General features: G+C 58.4%; 36 protein-coding genes. All 36 read left to right on the forward strand.

Translation table 11 applies throughout. The features are described 5' to 3' along the window. The first annotated feature begins 36 nt into the window (after window positions 1-36). The 36 genes from AC4FS3_RS18820 to AC4FS3_RS18995 all read left to right on the forward strand — a co-directional run bounded on the left by AC4FS3_RS18820 (window position 37) and on the right by AC4FS3_RS18995 (window position 14,559). Window positions 37-609, forward strand: a complete 573-nt coding sequence (locus AC4FS3_RS18820; RefSeq protein WP_491021812.1) for a hypothetical protein — start codon at window positions 37-39, stop codon at window positions 607-609. Next, window positions 606-809 (forward strand): hypothetical protein, encoded by a 204-nt coding sequence (locus tag AC4FS3_RS18825; protein WP_491021813.1) that lies wholly within the window; start codon window positions 606-608, stop codon window positions 807-809. The genes AC4FS3_RS18820 and AC4FS3_RS18825 overlap by 4 nt, the downstream gene beginning before the upstream one ends. Further along, entirely contained in the window at window positions 802-1,110 is a 309-nt protein-coding gene (locus AC4FS3_RS18830) for a hypothetical protein (protein WP_491021814.1), read from the forward strand. The genes AC4FS3_RS18825 and AC4FS3_RS18830 overlap by 8 nt, the downstream gene beginning before the upstream one ends. Continuing rightward, on the forward strand, window positions 1,107-1,274 hold the full coding sequence (locus AC4FS3_RS18835; protein WP_491021815.1) for a hypothetical protein: 168 nt from the start codon (window positions 1,107-1,109) through the stop codon (window positions 1,272-1,274). The genes AC4FS3_RS18830 and AC4FS3_RS18835 overlap by 4 nt, the downstream gene beginning before the upstream one ends. Beyond that, entirely contained in the window at window positions 1,271-1,504 is a 234-nt protein-coding gene (locus tag AC4FS3_RS18840) for a hypothetical protein (protein ID WP_491021816.1), read from the forward strand. Before AC4FS3_RS18835 ends, AC4FS3_RS18840 begins: the two co-directional genes overlap by 4 nt. Window positions 1,505-1,710: 206 nt before the next feature. Further along, window positions 1,711-2,247, forward strand: coding sequence for an HNH endonuclease (locus AC4FS3_RS18845; protein WP_491021817.1), 537 nt, complete (start codon window positions 1,711-1,713; stop codon window positions 2,245-2,247). A gap of 19 nt (window positions 2,248-2,266) precedes the next feature. Continuing rightward, complete coding sequence (locus tag AC4FS3_RS18850; RefSeq protein WP_491021818.1) at window positions 2,267-2,440, forward strand: hypothetical protein; 174 nt, start codon at window positions 2,267-2,269, stop codon at window positions 2,438-2,440. A 77-nt stretch (window positions 2,441-2,517) separates the two neighbouring features. Further along, window positions 2,518-2,661 (forward strand): hypothetical protein, encoded by a 144-nt coding sequence (locus tag AC4FS3_RS18855; RefSeq protein WP_491021819.1) that lies wholly within the window; start codon window positions 2,518-2,520, stop codon window positions 2,659-2,661. Continuing rightward, the gene (locus AC4FS3_RS18860; protein ID WP_491021820.1) at window positions 2,661-3,080 is read left to right on the forward strand and encodes a hypothetical protein; all 420 of its coding nucleotides are present in this window, start codon (window positions 2,661-2,663) and stop codon (window positions 3,078-3,080) included. Before AC4FS3_RS18855 ends, AC4FS3_RS18860 begins: the two co-directional genes overlap by 1 nt. A gap of 1 nt (window position 3,081) precedes the next feature. Continuing rightward, on the forward strand, window positions 3,082-3,468 hold the full coding sequence (locus AC4FS3_RS18865) for a hypothetical protein (RefSeq protein WP_491021821.1): 387 nt from the start codon (window positions 3,082-3,084) through the stop codon (window positions 3,466-3,468). Continuing rightward, window positions 3,465-4,145: a hypothetical protein gene (locus AC4FS3_RS18870; protein WP_491021822.1), complete on the forward strand. Its 681-nt coding sequence runs from the start codon at window positions 3,465-3,467 to the stop codon at window positions 4,143-4,145. Before AC4FS3_RS18865 ends, AC4FS3_RS18870 begins: the two co-directional genes overlap by 4 nt. A 9-nt stretch (window positions 4,146-4,154) precedes the next feature. Further along, a complete protein-coding gene (locus AC4FS3_RS18875; RefSeq protein ID WP_491021823.1) occupies window positions 4,155-4,409 on the forward strand; it encodes a hypothetical protein in 255 nt (84 codons plus the stop codon). Next, window positions 4,402-4,662, forward strand: a complete 261-nt coding sequence (locus tag AC4FS3_RS18880; protein ID WP_491021824.1) for a hypothetical protein — start codon at window positions 4,402-4,404, stop codon at window positions 4,660-4,662. The genes AC4FS3_RS18875 and AC4FS3_RS18880 overlap by 8 nt, the downstream gene beginning before the upstream one ends. A 16-nt stretch (window positions 4,663-4,678) precedes the next feature. After that, a complete protein-coding gene (locus AC4FS3_RS18885; RefSeq protein WP_491021825.1) occupies window positions 4,679-5,179 on the forward strand; it encodes a DUF1643 domain-containing protein in 501 nt (166 codons plus the stop codon). 65 nt (window positions 5,180-5,244) lie between these two features. After that, entirely contained in the window at window positions 5,245-5,796 is a 552-nt protein-coding gene (locus tag AC4FS3_RS18890) for a hypothetical protein (RefSeq protein WP_491021826.1), read from the forward strand. A 61-nt stretch (window positions 5,797-5,857) separates the two neighbouring features. After that, window positions 5,858-6,289, forward strand: a complete 432-nt coding sequence (locus AC4FS3_RS18895) for a hypothetical protein (protein WP_491021827.1) — start codon at window positions 5,858-5,860, stop codon at window positions 6,287-6,289. Window positions 6,290-6,370: 81 nt separating this feature from the next. Further along, window positions 6,371-6,646 carry a hypothetical protein gene (locus tag AC4FS3_RS18900; RefSeq protein WP_491021828.1) on the forward strand — a complete coding sequence of 92 codons (276 nt, stop codon included), beginning with the start codon at window positions 6,371-6,373 and terminating at the stop codon, window positions 6,644-6,646. Window positions 6,647-6,651: 5 nt separating this feature from the next. After that, entirely contained in the window at window positions 6,652-6,999 is a 348-nt protein-coding gene (locus AC4FS3_RS18905; RefSeq protein WP_491021829.1) for a hypothetical protein, read from the forward strand. Next, window positions 6,996-7,310: a hypothetical protein gene (locus tag AC4FS3_RS18910; protein ID WP_491021830.1), complete on the forward strand. Its 315-nt coding sequence runs from the start codon at window positions 6,996-6,998 to the stop codon at window positions 7,308-7,310. The genes AC4FS3_RS18905 and AC4FS3_RS18910 overlap by 4 nt, the downstream gene beginning before the upstream one ends. Then, window positions 7,307-7,492: a hypothetical protein gene (locus AC4FS3_RS18915; RefSeq protein WP_491021831.1), complete on the forward strand. Its 186-nt coding sequence runs from the start codon at window positions 7,307-7,309 to the stop codon at window positions 7,490-7,492. Before AC4FS3_RS18910 ends, AC4FS3_RS18915 begins: the two co-directional genes overlap by 4 nt. Further along, window positions 7,467-8,030, forward strand: coding sequence for a 3'-5' exonuclease (locus AC4FS3_RS18920; RefSeq protein ID WP_491021832.1), 564 nt, complete (start codon window positions 7,467-7,469; stop codon window positions 8,028-8,030). The genes AC4FS3_RS18915 and AC4FS3_RS18920 overlap by 26 nt, the downstream gene beginning before the upstream one ends. Before the next feature lie 91 nt (window positions 8,031-8,121). Continuing rightward, on the forward strand, window positions 8,122-8,907 hold the full coding sequence (locus tag AC4FS3_RS18925) for a hypothetical protein (protein ID WP_491021833.1): 786 nt from the start codon (window positions 8,122-8,124) through the stop codon (window positions 8,905-8,907). A gap of 63 nt (window positions 8,908-8,970) precedes the next feature. Then, window positions 8,971-9,207, forward strand: a complete 237-nt coding sequence (locus AC4FS3_RS18930) for a hypothetical protein (RefSeq protein ID WP_491021834.1) — start codon at window positions 8,971-8,973, stop codon at window positions 9,205-9,207. Next, window positions 9,207-9,470 carry a hypothetical protein gene (locus tag AC4FS3_RS18935; protein ID WP_491021835.1) on the forward strand — a complete coding sequence of 88 codons (264 nt, stop codon included), beginning with the start codon at window positions 9,207-9,209 and terminating at the stop codon, window positions 9,468-9,470. The genes AC4FS3_RS18930 and AC4FS3_RS18935 overlap by 1 nt, the downstream gene beginning before the upstream one ends. Before the next feature lie 110 nt (window positions 9,471-9,580). Further along, window positions 9,581-10,093, forward strand: a complete 513-nt coding sequence (locus AC4FS3_RS18940; protein ID WP_491021836.1) for a phosphatase domain-containing protein — start codon at window positions 9,581-9,583, stop codon at window positions 10,091-10,093. 74 nt (window positions 10,094-10,167) lie between these two features. Continuing rightward, on the forward strand, window positions 10,168-10,455 hold the full coding sequence (locus tag AC4FS3_RS18945) for a hypothetical protein (RefSeq protein WP_491021837.1): 288 nt from the start codon (window positions 10,168-10,170) through the stop codon (window positions 10,453-10,455). Between the two features lie 16 nt (window positions 10,456-10,471). Beyond that, on the forward strand, window positions 10,472-10,735 hold the full coding sequence (locus AC4FS3_RS18950) for a hypothetical protein (RefSeq protein ID WP_491021838.1): 264 nt from the start codon (window positions 10,472-10,474) through the stop codon (window positions 10,733-10,735). Between the two features lie 65 nt (window positions 10,736-10,800). Then, window positions 10,801-11,028 carry a hypothetical protein gene (locus AC4FS3_RS18955; RefSeq protein WP_491021839.1) on the forward strand — a complete coding sequence of 76 codons (228 nt, stop codon included), beginning with the start codon at window positions 10,801-10,803 and terminating at the stop codon, window positions 11,026-11,028. Window positions 11,029-11,040: 12 nt separating this feature from the next. After that, window positions 11,041-11,478: a hypothetical protein gene (locus AC4FS3_RS18960; RefSeq protein WP_491021840.1), complete on the forward strand. Its 438-nt coding sequence runs from the start codon at window positions 11,041-11,043 to the stop codon at window positions 11,476-11,478. Between the two features lies 1 nt (window position 11,479). Next, on the forward strand, window positions 11,480-11,794 hold the full coding sequence (locus AC4FS3_RS18965; protein ID WP_491021841.1) for a hypothetical protein: 315 nt from the start codon (window positions 11,480-11,482) through the stop codon (window positions 11,792-11,794). Further along, on the forward strand, window positions 11,794-12,156 hold the full coding sequence (locus AC4FS3_RS18970) for a hypothetical protein (RefSeq protein ID WP_491021842.1): 363 nt from the start codon (window positions 11,794-11,796) through the stop codon (window positions 12,154-12,156). Before AC4FS3_RS18965 ends, AC4FS3_RS18970 begins: the two co-directional genes overlap by 1 nt. A 63-nt stretch (window positions 12,157-12,219) precedes the next feature. Further along, window positions 12,220-12,684: a cell wall hydrolase gene (locus tag AC4FS3_RS18975; RefSeq protein WP_491021843.1), complete on the forward strand. Its 465-nt coding sequence runs from the start codon at window positions 12,220-12,222 to the stop codon at window positions 12,682-12,684. Further along, complete coding sequence (locus AC4FS3_RS18980) at window positions 12,681-13,292, forward strand: hypothetical protein (RefSeq protein WP_491021844.1); 612 nt, start codon at window positions 12,681-12,683, stop codon at window positions 13,290-13,292. The genes AC4FS3_RS18975 and AC4FS3_RS18980 overlap by 4 nt, the downstream gene beginning before the upstream one ends. Continuing rightward, window positions 13,292-13,720 (forward strand): hypothetical protein, encoded by a 429-nt coding sequence (locus AC4FS3_RS18985; protein ID WP_491021845.1) that lies wholly within the window; start codon window positions 13,292-13,294, stop codon window positions 13,718-13,720. Before AC4FS3_RS18980 ends, AC4FS3_RS18985 begins: the two co-directional genes overlap by 1 nt. Then, on the forward strand, window positions 13,720-14,109 hold the full coding sequence (locus tag AC4FS3_RS18990) for a hypothetical protein (protein WP_491021846.1): 390 nt from the start codon (window positions 13,720-13,722) through the stop codon (window positions 14,107-14,109). The genes AC4FS3_RS18985 and AC4FS3_RS18990 overlap by 1 nt, the downstream gene beginning before the upstream one ends. Window positions 14,110-14,175: 66 nt before the next feature. After that, window positions 14,176-14,559 (forward strand): DUF3768 domain-containing protein, encoded by a 384-nt coding sequence (locus tag AC4FS3_RS18995; RefSeq protein ID WP_491021847.1) that lies wholly within the window; start codon window positions 14,176-14,178, stop codon window positions 14,557-14,559. Window position 14,560: the final 1 nt, after the last annotated feature.

Raw genomic sequence — 14,560 nt, forward strand, 5'->3', positions numbered from 1 at the left:
CTGACCTGAACAGCGGATAGACAGAGGAGAGAACGCATGTGGTTCAACTACATCAAGCCAGCTGAAACACCCTTGCGCGGACTGCCTGATCAGATCACCGAATGGCCGGTGGATGACTGGAAGTATGCGGATCTCGAATTTGTCTATCCGCGCACCAACAATCTGGTCCGCAGCATCATCGACCAGACACCGCTCGTCGGCGGGTTCCGCAGAACGCTGATCGACGTGAAGGTGCAGGATCTGACGCCCGACATCTACTCCTGTATTCCTGGCTGGCACCTCGATGGTGCGTTCCCGGAACTCGGGAAGATGATGGATCACCATCACCTTTGCGTCCTGAATGGGCCGCAGACGGAGTTTATCGACGAGCCGATCGACCTCGGCGTCGCCAGCCCGGTCTCGATGCCGGATCTTCTCAAGCAGATCCCGCAGAGCGTCAGGGTGAGCACCGTCCGCGAGGGCTTCATCACCACCTTCACCAGTGCCGACTTCCACCGCGGTGTGCGGGCTGTCGAGCCGACCCGGCGCCTGCTGGTGCGGATCACCGAAACCAACACGGTGCTGGCGCACAACAAGCCGAAGGCGCCGAGCCAGGGAGCGCGCAAATGAACCGTTTTTGGAAGAAGGCCGGCGTGTTCGTCGTGATCGGGATTATCATCCTGATCTACGTCTTCGCCACCGACGCTATTGGCTGGCTGTTCGGCGAACCTGACGGCACCCATGTCCGTCAGTTGCTCGGATTTCTCGCTATCTGCTGGATGATCAATCTGGTCGCCAACGCTGTCGTGAAAGGACGCGACAATGAGTAAGAAGCACCTCCATCACAGTCAGATCATCGACGCGCTGATTGGCTCGAAAGAGACAGCCCGCATCATGATCGAGACAGCCGAGACCATCGAGGATATTGGCGCTCTGACCGCGCGCCTGGCGGATGAGCGCAACGCTACCCGGGTGTCGCAACAGCGAATGCACAAGAAGGTGCGCCAGCTGACCGAGGAGCTCGAGGCTGCTCGCTCCGCGCTCTCGTCGCAGGTCGCAATGTATGCCGAGCTGGAAAAGCTGAGAAATGCTGAGCGTGAGGAATTTGAGCGCCGCAAGGTGTCGAAGTGACCCTTTCTCTCATCCTCACCATCGTGATCGTCTGCGTGTTATACGGCTCAGCATTCTGGTTGATGATCCGCCACTCGAACAAGAGGATCGACCGACGCAATCGCGAACGTCAGCAGGTCCGGGACATCGTGACCACGCGCCTCTTCATGGAGGGAAAGCGGTGATCGACCGGAACGACGTTGAGATGCTGGTTGAGGATCTCCGGCAAGGCATGGGTGTCGGCGGTTATGACACCAAGGTCACCCTTCATCACACCCCGAGTGGCTGCCAAGTCTCCTACGAGACGCATGGCAGCTCGATCGGAAACCCCTTCGTCATGAAGGAGCGGGCGCTCACCGTCCTCGAACTCCTCGTGGATGAATACCAGCAGCAGAGCAGAGGATTTTCCCGTTGAAGCGACTTCCTGGAACCACTGACGAGCAATGGCTTCGCAAGATCGAGGAGAGCAAGCGCCTCGCTGAGGAGCGAATGAAGGAGGCAGAGAATGGCTAAAACGCCGCTTCTGTGTCGCCTGAACTTCCACAAATGGGCCTTCGCTGACATCGGTGCCTGGGGCTACTCCTTCTATTGCTGCAAGCGGTGCGGCGAGAGGAGGCTGATGTGACCGTTGCCTTCAACAAGAACGCCTGGATCAAGGATATGATCCTCAAGCGCTATGTCGTGGTCAAGGAAGACGGCACGATCCTGCGCTGCACCAAGGCCGACGAGCACGGCAACCTGCTGTCCACGGTCTACAAGCCCGTCAAGGTCCGCGTTCACAAGCAGAACGGCCGGGTCTACGCCAACTTCACCTGGCGCAGCATCACCAAGTCCGTGCTGATCAACCGGATCGTCGCGATCCGCTTCTACCCCAACCCGCTGAACCTGCCGCAGGTGAACCACCTGGACGGCAACAAGGAGAATAACTCGAAGGACAACCTCGAGTGGTCCACCGGCTCAGACAATGAAAAACACGCGCACCGCACTGGCCTGAAGTCCGGCCGGGGCTCGGCAAACTCGAACGCGAAGCTGACAGCGGCTGACGTTCTGATGATCCGCGCGTCCCAGAAAACCGCCGCTGAGCTTGCCAGGCAGCTTGGCGTCGGTCGGTCCACCGTGACCAATATCCTCAATGGCAAGACCTGGCAGCATGTGTGATCTCGGAAAGGACACCTGAATGAAAACTGCAGTTATCATCTGGATCGTGGTCGTGGTTGCGGCTCTGATCGGCTGGATCATGAACCTCGTCAAGATTTTCGGCCTCTGGAATGACCCGGTGACGACCGAGCTGATCATCCGCATCGTCGGCGTGCCGGTTGCGATCATCGGGGCTATCGCGGGCTGGTTCTAATCCCACCCGACTTCTCTGCTTACCTGCGGTAAAAAGTAAGTAAGTAGATACCTACGAGAGAGCACAGAGAGAACCCAGTGAGAAACTTCACCGAGACCACATCGGATTTTATCGCAGCCATCTTCGCTATCGCGCTCACTATGGCGCTGCTGTGGCTGACCTGGAATATCAATGTCGGCCTCGGTGAAGCTCTCCATTACTTCAAGAGCTGGAGCCGGTAATGCGCCTGAAGGAGATCAAGGAGATCGTTGACGCGATCACCTATAAGCCGGGCTGGACCATCAGTCTGCTGGTCGAGGGTGTGACGCGACATGGCGGCCGGCCGTTCATCCAGCTGGCGGTTGACGAGCGCAGCGATGCCACGCTCGACCCTACCGGCAAGACAACCGAGCGCACGCCCTGGAAGTCGGCCAAGCGCTACCTGTCCTATCATATGTGCCGTCAGGAGATCGTCGGCGCTGTCATGGGGCTGATCACCGATGCCGAGATGCACGAGGTCCGCGAGTGGTTCCGCTACCGCAACGCCTCAATTTTCAACCCACACCTGGACCCGGATGTTCTGGTCGAGATCGCCCGCAAGGCGTCGTCCTTCAACGTCCGCGACAACGCAATGTCCATGAGCGAAAACACGGAGAGCTGAGATGAATTACGAACCCGAACCCAACCGCTACGACAAGAATGACATTGTGCGTCAGGAAGGAATGATGCGCGCTGGCCCTATGAAGATCGCAGCCTATCGGGTGCGCAACCTGGAGACCGGGGAGTTTTCCACCCCGCAGGTTCATATGACCTTCGACAATACTGTCATGGCGGTTTTGGACGCATCCTCGGCTCAGTTGCTGGTGGCCTTCGTTCAGAAATACCTGCCGCACACCGGCACCCTCGCGGAACTTTACGCGAAGGAAGGCGATATTGTTGCCCGTGTGGAGGCGCCCGACCGCACCGGCTGGGCTGTGACCCCGTATGAGCTGGAAACCGATTTGCGCGATGGCTTTATTCTCGTGCGCCGCGCGGGAGATCCAGAATGAACGGAACCGAACTGATCGCCGCTGAGCGCAAGCGCCAGCTGAATGAAAAGGGCTATGATGCCGCGCGTGATCGCGGCTACATCGACGGCCAGCTGGCTGGTGCCGGCGCCTGCTACGCCATCAGCGGTGTGAAGCACTGGGCGGCCGCCCAGATTATCGAGAAGCTCTGGCCGTGGAAGAACCACGCGCAGCCGAACCCGAAAGGCGACACGATCAAGAACCTGACCATCGCCGGCGCGCTGATCGCGGCTGAGCTGGATCGTCTGCTGGAGCTGCAAGGCGCGCTCGACCACGGCGTCTATCTCGGCCAGTGGTCTGACAAGAAGGGGCTGATGAACGACTTCTTCCAGACGGGATACAAGTTGGAGAACCGCGAGCCGGCGGCAAAGGCGATGGAAGGCGTTGAGATCCTGCTCGCCTACTATTCCTACGAGGACTATTCGGGCGAGGCCTTCGTGCTGTTCCGCTACGAGGGTGAGCTCTGGGAGGTGAACGGCTCGCACTGCTCCTGCTATGGCCTGGAAGAGCAATGGTCGCCTGATCGGACTGACATTGCATCCCTGCGCCACCGGCTCGACAAGGGTCAGCTCGGCCAGGATTATGACGGCAAAAACAAATACGCCAACGAGCTGCGGGCTGTTCTCGACGCCCTCGAGCCTGCCGCCATCGCTGCGTGAGGCTGAGCAATGAGCCATATTCTACCCTTCAATATCAATGAGAAAGTCCGCGTCCAGCTGACCGATCATGGCCGCGAGGTCTTGCGTCGGAGCCATGAGAATCTCTTCTTGGGCAAGCGCCCGTTCGTGCCTCCGACAGAGGATTCTGAAGGCTGGTCCGTCTGGCAGCTTCACTGTCTGATGAGTGAACTGGGAGACAAGGTTGGGATGGGTCTGCCGCTGCCGTTCGGCACCGAGATCCAGATGGTGATCGAAGGTGGTTGATCCGCGCCTCCCGGTGCCGACCTATGCAATCGGCGACCATGTGGAGGTCTCGGCTCTCTACGAGCATTACCACGAATGGCGCGGCGTGAAGATGATCGTTGTCGGAATCTCCTACAACGATCGGTTCACCGAGGTGGAATACACCACGATGGAACTCTGCGACTTCGAGAAAACCATGTCCGGCGTGGTTCGCCGGCACGCCTCCGGCTTGACGGATGGCTGGACAAATTACGATCTTAAACGCGCCGTGTGAGTGAAGAGGAAGAAACATGCCGCTGCCAGATTTCATCGACAGCACTGCCGAAATCTCGCATTGCGAGAGATACCGCTACACGCTGAAACGCATCTGGGACGCAGACCTGCCCGTTTGCACTTTCTTGATGTTCAATCCAAGCACAGCTGATGCCTTTCAGTTGGATAACACGATCAAGCGCTGCGTTGGGTTCGCGCAGCGCGAGGAATGCGGTGGGCTTCTTGTCTTGAACGCCTATGCCATTCGGACGCCGAAACCTGCAGTAGTTCGTGCGGCACTGAGAGCCGGAGAGGATATTGTCGGTCCAAATAATGACGCGATAATCACCCGGGAGTTGGCGAATGCGAATGGACCTCTGATCGCGGCCTGGGGCAGCTTCAAGTGGGCAACGCCAAGAATCGCGCATGTGAGAGGGCTGGTGGGTAATCGCGAAGTTATGTGCCTGGGGCACACTGACGGCGGGGCGCCATATCATCCGCTTTACCGCGCGGCAAACGAGCCACTGGTTCCTCTCTAACGCCCACCCGACAGGTTGTTTTCACAGCAGCATACTGTAAGTAAGCACTTATTATAGGACAGAAAATGCTGAGATTTATCGCTACCACCGCAATCGCTCTTGCTCTGGCAGGTTGTCAGTCGACCTCCGTGCCTATGAGCGAGCATTACACCTGTCAAAAGACCGCATTCGGCTGCTGGACCGAATATACAGGGCCTGTCACCACAGCCGCCGCAATGCTGTATCTGGAACAGAGCGACGCGGCGCTTTCTTGGGTCGTTGAGAGCCAGCCTGAGCTCTCAACAGCTTCCTATACCCCTAGCACGGGCGAGCTCGTCCTGGAGCTTAAACGTGGCGGTAAACGCCTTGAGTTGCCCATGCGCGACCTTATGGATCGCTTCAATCGTGACAAGCTTCATCTGAAGCGGACTATTGTCATTGACGAATATGCCGTTGTGCGCTTTTCGATGAGAAACATTGCCGAAGAAAACATAAATGGCCGCGCACGCTACGATGCCCTGAAAAATATCAAGATGAAGAACCCCTCGGAGCCGAGCTTGGCCGCTGCAAGCGCTGCTAGGAAGGCCACTTCGTCCGTTCGCAAAGATGTCTTCGGCAACGTGACAATCGGTCGCTGAGAGGCTTCTCTTTGACACTCTGGCCCTGTATCAGTTGGTTACCCCAATGATATGGTGCCATATGATCTACAGCGGTCCCGTCACGAATGAAGCTGCGCAAGAATACCTGGAACAGGCGCGTGATGCACTGGGCTGGGTATTGAACACATCCGAGTTCATCAACCAAGCCCACTTTAACTTCGAGAGTGGCGAGCTTGTAATTCTGTTGCATGAGGATATCCGGTCGGTCCCGGTTTCCATAGAGGCGATAATCGCGCGCTTTAACTCCGATCACCTCTATCTCAGCGGGATTAAGGTGATGGATAGCAGCCAGAAATCCACTATTGCCCTGATTCCAAACGACCGTGGCGCGAACGCGCAAGGGGAAGCACGCTTTTTCGCGCTCATTAAAAGACAAGTTACGCGGGAGAGGAAGCCGAACCTCATGGAACGCAACACTGTGGATAAGATCTTCCCGGAGGATCGGGAAAGGGTTTTCACTAAAAAGCACTGACGATTCTCGTGTCCCACCCGACACCGCGCTTTCTCTGAGCTATATTGTAAGTAAGCACTTACCAACACAAAGGAGAGCGTGGTGAAAAGATCCGATATTACACAGGCGATGGTTGACGAGGGCCAGATCGAGGTCGGCGTCTATGCGATGGCTTATTACGCGAACGGTGACGCGGGTCTGGCGAGCGAGCTGGTGAAGGATCCCGAGTTCTGGTGCGTCGAGCTGCGCCTCACCGACGAGCTGGTTGATGGCTCGACCGATCCTTTCGAGGAGCATAACGACCTTCCGAGCGCTGAAGCGGCGAGCGAAATCGTCGAAAGGCTCGAAGCTGAATTTCCTGGCATTTCTGTGGAGTGAATCTGATGCCCGCTGATGGTCTGAACGAGGAGCTTATGCTGCGCGGCCGCCGGCTACCGTTCACGATCGCCGAGCTGGACCTGATGCAGGCTGCCCTGGGCACCATGACGATCCAGCAGGCCAAGGATCTGCGTCAGCGAATCCAGTCTGCGATCGCCGAGGAGAGCAATCCGGTCTTCCGCGAGACGGTCGAGGCTTACCGCGCCGCAGTCGAGACTGATGGTGGCGAGCTGGAGATCGACCATGACGCCGAGGTGAGCATGGGCGACGACCCGGGCGCCTACGTCATGGTCTGGAAGTGGGTTTATTCCTCGGAAATCGCTACCGGGGAAGACGAAGAGGATCAGAAATGAGCATTCCGTCTGACGTCAAAGCTGAGCGCTCCTGGTTCTTCTCGGACATCGAAACCGGCGACATATTCTGGCTGTCCTCGGACAGAACGCACCCGCATCATTGCATGGCCGAGTTCGGCGAGCTGAGCCCAGACGGCAAATCCCGCGTCTTTGATTGCCTCAATGGCGCCTGGCGCGGAACCTTGATCGAGCTGGATGAGGGTGCGCTTGAGCTTTTCGTTCACCAGACGGGCTCGCGTCACCTCGTCTATATCACCGAGAAGGTGGACCGCCCGAAACCAGAGCCTGTCGAGGATGAGGTGGCGTTTTGAGGAAGCTCGCGCAGCAGATCCGCTACCAGCTTGCCCGCAACCCGGGCAAGCACCAGTTCACCAAGTCCGCGGCGACACTCCGAGAGATTGCCGTTGCGCTCGAAACCGCAAGCAAGGCGCTCGACGATGCCGAGGCCACAATCCAGGAGCTTCGCTATGAGCTTGATCGCTGCCGGTCTTGATACCGAAACCACGGGCTTCTGTGAGCCCGAGCACCGGATCGTCGAGGTTCGGATTGACCTTATGAACATCGCCGAGCGCAAGGCGTTCTGGAACTACGAGCAGCGGATCAACCCGCTGCGCAACATGCCCGCCGAAGCGCAGCGGGTCCACGGCATCAGCGGCGCCGAGCTGCTGAATGAGCCGACCTGGGAAGTCGTCGGGCCGGTGGTCCACAAGATCCTGAACAAGGCCCAGTTCTTCGTGATCCACAACGCGGAGTTCGACTTCAACTTCCTGAACATGGAGTTCGGCCGTATCGGTCTGCCGCTTCTGACGCAGCCCTATGTCTGCACGATGGAGAACGGCATCTGGGCTGCCTCCAATGGCAAGAAGCCGAACCTTCAGGAGCTGTGCTTCGCCTGTGAGGTCGATTACGACCCCGCGCTCGCGCACGCCGCTGCCTATGATGTGGAGAAGATGAACGAGTGCTTCTTCAAAGGACTCGATTGGGGCTTCTTCCACCTGCCCGAGAACGTGCCGCTGCTGGCTGCAGCATAAAACGCAACGTCCCAGCCGACTATCGGTGCTGCGAGAGGTAAAAAGAACATACGAAGAGCGCAAAAAGCGCAGAACCTGAAAGGATGAGAAAGTGACCACCGAAGTGCAATCCTCGAACGCAATGACTGACGACCTCGCCGGTCTGCTGGCAAGCCTGACCAACGCCGAGAGCGCTGAGAAGGATCCGGGTTTTGAAGAGGCGAAGAAGCCGATCGTGACCGAAGCCGCTGCCATCGAAGAATTTGACGAGGCCTCGCTCCTCGCTGATCTGTCCAACATCACCGCGCCGACGGCTCCCGCAACGACCGAGCTTGATGAAGGTGCGCTGGCCGAGCTTGAGAACGCCGCAGCGCGCGCCGAAGCCTACGCGAACCAGCCTGCCGGCGCTGCTGTCTCGACCGAACCGACCGCTGCCTCCTCGACCGAGCCGAAGAAGACCCGCAAGCCGCGCGACCCGAACGCCGCGCCGGTGACGCGCACCCCGCGCACCGAAGTCTCCGCGCTGCCTGATGCCGTGTTTGAGATCATCGAAGGTGCTCCGGTCGACAAAGCGGCCGTGATCGCCAAGCGTCCGGTGCAGGTCAAGGTGGCCGAGAAGTTTGACAACCTGTTCCAGGCTATCCACGCCGGCAAAGAGCCCTCGAACTATGTGGTGATCGCGTTCCGTCTGCTGAAGGCGAACAACACCATGACCTCGGCCGATCTGGTCGCCGGTTACAAGGCTGCTGGCCTGGGTGACGGCACCGCGCAGTCGCAGAAGGGTCAGATCTTCGCCTTGTTTGATGCGGTCGGCATCGCTGCGCGCACCGGCCAGTCGCTCGCCCTGCGCACCGACAGCTCGATCGCCAAGAAGCTCTCGACCATCCTCGGTCTCTGAGCGAGAATAAGTAAGGGCTTACTTCGGTGAGCCCTTACCAACCACCAACCTGCCGAGGAAGAAATGCCCTCTTTCAATGTCACCATGCGGCGTCTGGTCACCCAGGAGACCAAGATCGTCGTGTCCGTCCCGGATGGTGAGACGCCGCTTGAGAACCTGCCCGGTCTCGAGGACGAAAACCTCACCTGGACCGTCACCGGCCTGTCGGCGCTCTCGCATGACTGCTCGCCGATCGTCGAGGCTGGTCCTGCGGCTGATCCCGTCGAGGTTGAGCCTTCGACCGAAGAGGAAGCCTCCTGATGTTCTTCAAGGAGATCCCAGAGACCCGCGTGCTGGTGTTCACCCGTGGGAGCTACACCTCCTACCCTGTCGCTGAGCGCGATGGCCGGGTTTACGCCAAGACCGGCGCGGATCGCTACCACTCCCTGACGGCGAACAAGAGTGTCAGCAACACCCGGGCGAGCTGGATCGAGTTCGGTGGCACTCATGCCAAGGATATCGTGGTCGGTCAGCTTCATGTGGAGCTGAAGCCCAAAGCCAGCGGGCTCACCCTCGCTGCATAGGTTCGGTGCGCGTCCCTGCACCGCCGCGTGAGTGAGTTCTCTGCCTTTCTCTGCTCCTCACGCCAAACTGCCTGGCGTTCGCGCCAGGCCTTTTTCCTCAAGGAGTTCACATGGACATCGTTTTCGACATCGACGGCACGCTGGCTGACGCTTCCCACCGACTTCACTTCATTCAGGACACCAGCTTTTTCGTGACGCCGCCCGCGGGGCCGCCGAAGCCCGACTGGAACAGCTTCCTGTCGGATGAACAGGTCGCCAAGGATTTGCCGATGCCGGCAACCTGGGCTGTTCTTCACTCCCTGCTTGCAACCGGCGACCACAAGATCCTCTTCATCACCGGCCGTAAAGCCGCTGGCCGCAACATGACGCGCAAGTGGCTTCTCGATATGGAATGTCCGGTTCGCGAAAAGGCTGCTCGCATCCTCAAAGCCAGCGGGTTCGGTCTCTTCATGCGCGCTGATGGCGATCGCCGTGACTCTCATGTCGTTAAGCGTGAGCTTCTTCATACTGCCCGCGGGTTTGGCTTCGATCCCAAGCTGGTCTTCGAGGACCGGCGCGCTGAGGCTCGCATGTGGCGCGATGAGGGTCTTCTGTGTTGTCATGTGGCCGAGGGTGACTACTGATCCGCTGACCTGCCAGCCGACAGGTCTTAGCTAGACAGCTATGGTAAGAACAGACGAACAGAGAGAGGTTTGCCATGTTCTGCTACCAGACCACCCGCGTTTCTGTTGATACCGGCGCCGGACCAGGCTCCGGTTTCGATCCGAGCAAGTGCGATGCCGTGAAGTGCTTCATGGACCACTACCAGAACTCCTTGTTCCTCACCTTCATGTCGAACAACGGCACGATCGCCGAGAAGCGTCAGGCGAAGCTCGAGCTGGAGATCTGCGAACGCAAGATGAAATACTGGGAGCGTCAGCCCCATTTCGACCACCACGCCGCGCTCTCGCAGAAAGCCCGGATGCACAAGACTGCAAAATTGTAATTCACGGAAGGTTCGCATGAGCGAAAATCTGTCTGAGCACCGGCTCGAGTTCGCTACCACCATCTTTGTTCGGGAGTGCCTGCGCCAGTATATGCGCCTCCACCCTGGCACGAAGCCGGAGAATCTGCCGATGAAGGCACTCTGCGACTATCCCAAGCGCGAGCAGCAGGCTCTGATGAAAGCGGTCGGTATGGCAATGAGCTCCGTTATGCCTCCGATGGATGAGGCATACCGTCAGTTCCTCAAGATGAAGCTCGAAGCCGCCACAGCTGGGAGTTAGCGGTCCCACCCGACATTCGGTGCGCTCTGATGTATGAATAAGTAATCACTTACTGAGGTTTCACCATGAGCTATCCAAAAACAAAGCGTGTTCTTGAGGGGATGCTGAGCAGTCTAGGCATCGCCAACTACCTGATCGAGCAAGGAGGTAAGCATATTCGTGTGCTTGTCTCTGGCCCGGAAGGTAAGCGGCTCGTGATCGCGTCCAACTCATCGTCGGATCGCCGAGCGATGATGAATTTCCGATCCGACCTTCGCAAAGCTGCCCGAGAAATCGGCGCCATCGTGGCATAAGGAACTCTCGCCATGCAACCAATCAGCTACCGAGCGCCGTCCGAAAAAGAATACCGGCAGAACCACTGCGAGGATTATGCCTCGTATGAGGACTTTCTGCGGGAGCACCGCGCTCTGCATGAGGAGCGAGCCGGTAAGGCTCAGGGAATCTACCTGATCTATATCCAGAAGCTCACAGAGACGAACGCAAATCGTGACGCTATCTCGGTGATCCGCGAGGAGATGCGAAACGACGAGGATTTCTGGCACTCCTCCGACATGATCGCGGAAATGACCGGCACTGATCCGGCCTGGATCCCGGCCATCGTGCGCGCCGAGAGCAAGCGGGCTCATCGCAGCGCCAGCGAGCACTTCGAGCGCATCCGGGCTGAGAGAGCGGCCGCCAGACAAGCTGAGCGCGCCGCAGAGGTTGCTGAGCTGGAGTCCATGCCCAACTTCGGGATGTTCTGACATGGCGCTGCTGACACCGGAGCTGAGGGCTTTGCTCGAGGAGTTCCTGGCTGAGAACGCGCCTCAGAAGGATAACGAGGAGACGAAGCGGCGCTGGTCGTTGCGTGACGACCTCGCAGTGGCCTTTCAGCGCTACAAGGACGGTCTACCCACCTCGGATGAAACGCTGACCGAGGAGATGGCTACCGCGTTCCCTGAGTCTCGGTTCTGGCAGACCGCTCTCTTCCGGGTTGCTGCGCGCCGGGCCGTTCGTCGCTTTGAGCAGGAGGAGACCGACAAGATGGCTATGACCTCACCTTTCTATGGGATGTTCTGATGCTGAGACTTGAAATCCTGAGCGATCACTATGTCCTGCATCAGGGGAACAGCGGTGGCGGCATTCACGTCTACCTGATCCAGAGCAAACGACCTCACGGTCTGTATCGGATCGCCTTCGCGACGGACCGAATGACGCGCTGGAAGATCGGCGGTCAGATCGGGCAGAAGGCGGCTGAGATCCTGCTCGACAAGCTGCGGCGCGACTTGCAGCGCGGCCAGGGACACCTGCCGTTTATTCACGAGGTCACCCGCCACCAGCGGGAGAATATGAAGCGCCGGCGCTGGCTGTCGCGTGTGAAGCTGCAGCAGCGCCTTGAGCGCGAGGCCTCGGAGAAGTTGCCTAATTACGGCATGTTCTAACAGCGGGTGACTTTCCTGTCACCGGCGGGTAAGTAAGCGCTTACCTAACGAAAAGGAAACGACATGAAGCTCCAGCTTCTCGAAATGATCATGGCGCTCGGTTTGATGGGCGATGCAGAAGTGACGCACCTTGACGCCAAGGAAGTCACCTGTCTGGCGAACAACATCTACCACGAGGCGCGCGGCGAGGACTTCGCAGGCCAGCGCGCGGTCGCCCATGTGACGCTGAACCGGGTTGAGGCCGATGGCTTCCCCGATAGCGTCTGCAAGGTGGTCTATCAGAAGAACCGCAAGGGGCAGCCTCAGTTCTCGTGGACCGTGAAGGGTGACGTGAGCATCAAGGAGCCGGCGGCTTACGAGAACGCGCTGATGGTGGCGATCAGCACCATGTCCGGTATGAGCCCGGACCTCACACGCGGCGCGACCTATTTCTACGACCACAGCAGCGTGACGCCCGGCTGGTCCCGCTCTTTCACCACCACCGCCGTGATTGGCGGCCACACCTTCAAAAGGGATGATAGATCATGAATGGCATCGACGCCTCCTGGGTGAGGCATTTTTTCAAGGAAGAGAGCCAGGGTAGCTACAACAGCTTCTGCGGCGGCGCTTCCAAGTCAGGTGGTGTTATTCCGCGGTCTGAAACCGCCATTCCGGTCTACAAGGCCAGCTTCGAGAACACGAACAGCGGATCTATCTTTAAGACGCCGCCAAAGGTTATCGACGACAATACCGGGAAGCCGCTCGACTTCACATTCGTCAAGCCGGTAGCCAGATCGCCGGCATACTCATCCAACACGACGTTCTCGGGTAAAAAGGCAGAATACATCACTGTGGATGAATATGACGGCCTCGGGTTGGAGAGACGCGAGCTTCTGGAGCTGATGCGCAAGGAAATCTCCAGGATGACGGAATCATCCGAGACCGAGAACCTCTCGCGGATGTGGCGCGAAGCTGCAGAGTCCATCGGTGTCGACTTCGATAAGGTGGACCGGGAGATGAGGCTGCAAGGACGCGAGCTTGAGCGCGACCGCCGGAGGTGTGAAGCGGTTGAGCGCGAGAAAGAGGATGAGCGCAAGAAGGCCGAGGCGGTCGAGAACGAGGAGATGAAAAATCTCCCCAACTTCGGGATGTTCTGATGTCATATGGAGCCCTGCAGTATGATTACATCCACGGTGACGCCAAGGTCACGGTGGTCACCGACGGCAGCCGGTTGAAAGTTGGCGTTCAGGTGCCCTATTGGGTCGATCCGGTGATCGGTGAGTCTTACCGGAAGTGGGAGAACCGCGCCGACCTCGTGGATTACGACACACGCGGCCTTGACTCCGACCAGATCAAAGAGCTGGCGACAAGCTACTTCAACCTGTCGAGAACATGGCTGCAGTTTTACGCCGGTGACGTGATCAAGAAGGCGACCGGCGAGGTCTGGTATAGCAACCAGCCCATCAAGGACTCCTTCCGCGCCTACGAAAAGCAGTCCTACGACAATATCGCGGCAGAGAAGCTGGCTCTCTCCAAAGAGGAGCAGGCTTTGCTCGAAGGTCTTCCCCACTACGGAATGTTCTGATGCCTGTTTTGCTCTTGTCCCACATCCGCAACGATCACCGCGTCGAGATCCGAGAAGAATGGCACGACAGGTTCGAGATCTCCGTGTGGTTCGCCTCTGACATTCGCGGCTATGGCACAGCTCTGCGGGACGGAGGTCGCAACTACCGGAAGATCTCCGATGTCTATACGTCGAGGACGAAGGAAGATGGTCTCTCTGTGTTTCAGACGGCTGTCCGTTGGTCCGATGGTGTCGGTGCCAACTTGATCGAGCGGATCGGTGGCGGTGAAATCGTTCCCCAGATCCATTTCCGCGATAGCTTCCTTGCCTTCTGGCACGACCAGCTTTTCTACGAGGCGTTTTCTGAGCAAGAGAGGATGAAAGACGTTCCGTTCTTCGGAATGTTCTGATCCCACCCGACACTCTCTTTCGTCTGCGGTAAAAAGTAAGCAAGAGCTTAACAGTGAGAGGCGAGAATGAGCGAGACGCATGAACGCGAGAGCTGGAGGAATATGAGCGCTGCCGACATCGAGCGCACCATCCTGACCCGCAAGCTCAATGACGCGCTCCGCAAGGGCGCTGTGCGGCCGGTGGACATGGTTATCTGCACGGGTGACCTGAGCTCCGATGATCCGCTGAAACAGATGCTGGTCTGCGCCGCCGCGCGCGATTTCGACGCCTTCACCGAGGACAATGATCCTCATGGCGAACATGACTGCGCCACCTTCACCGTGATGGGTGAGAGCTTCATGTTCAAGGTCGAATGCTTCGACGCCGATCTCCGGTTCGGCTCGGAGGAACCGTGGAACCCTGGCCTCACGCGCCGCGTGATGAGCCTCTTCTATGCGAGGGATTACTGAG

The sequence above is a fragment of the Pseudogemmobacter sp. TB195 genome (genome assembly GCF_058313095.1).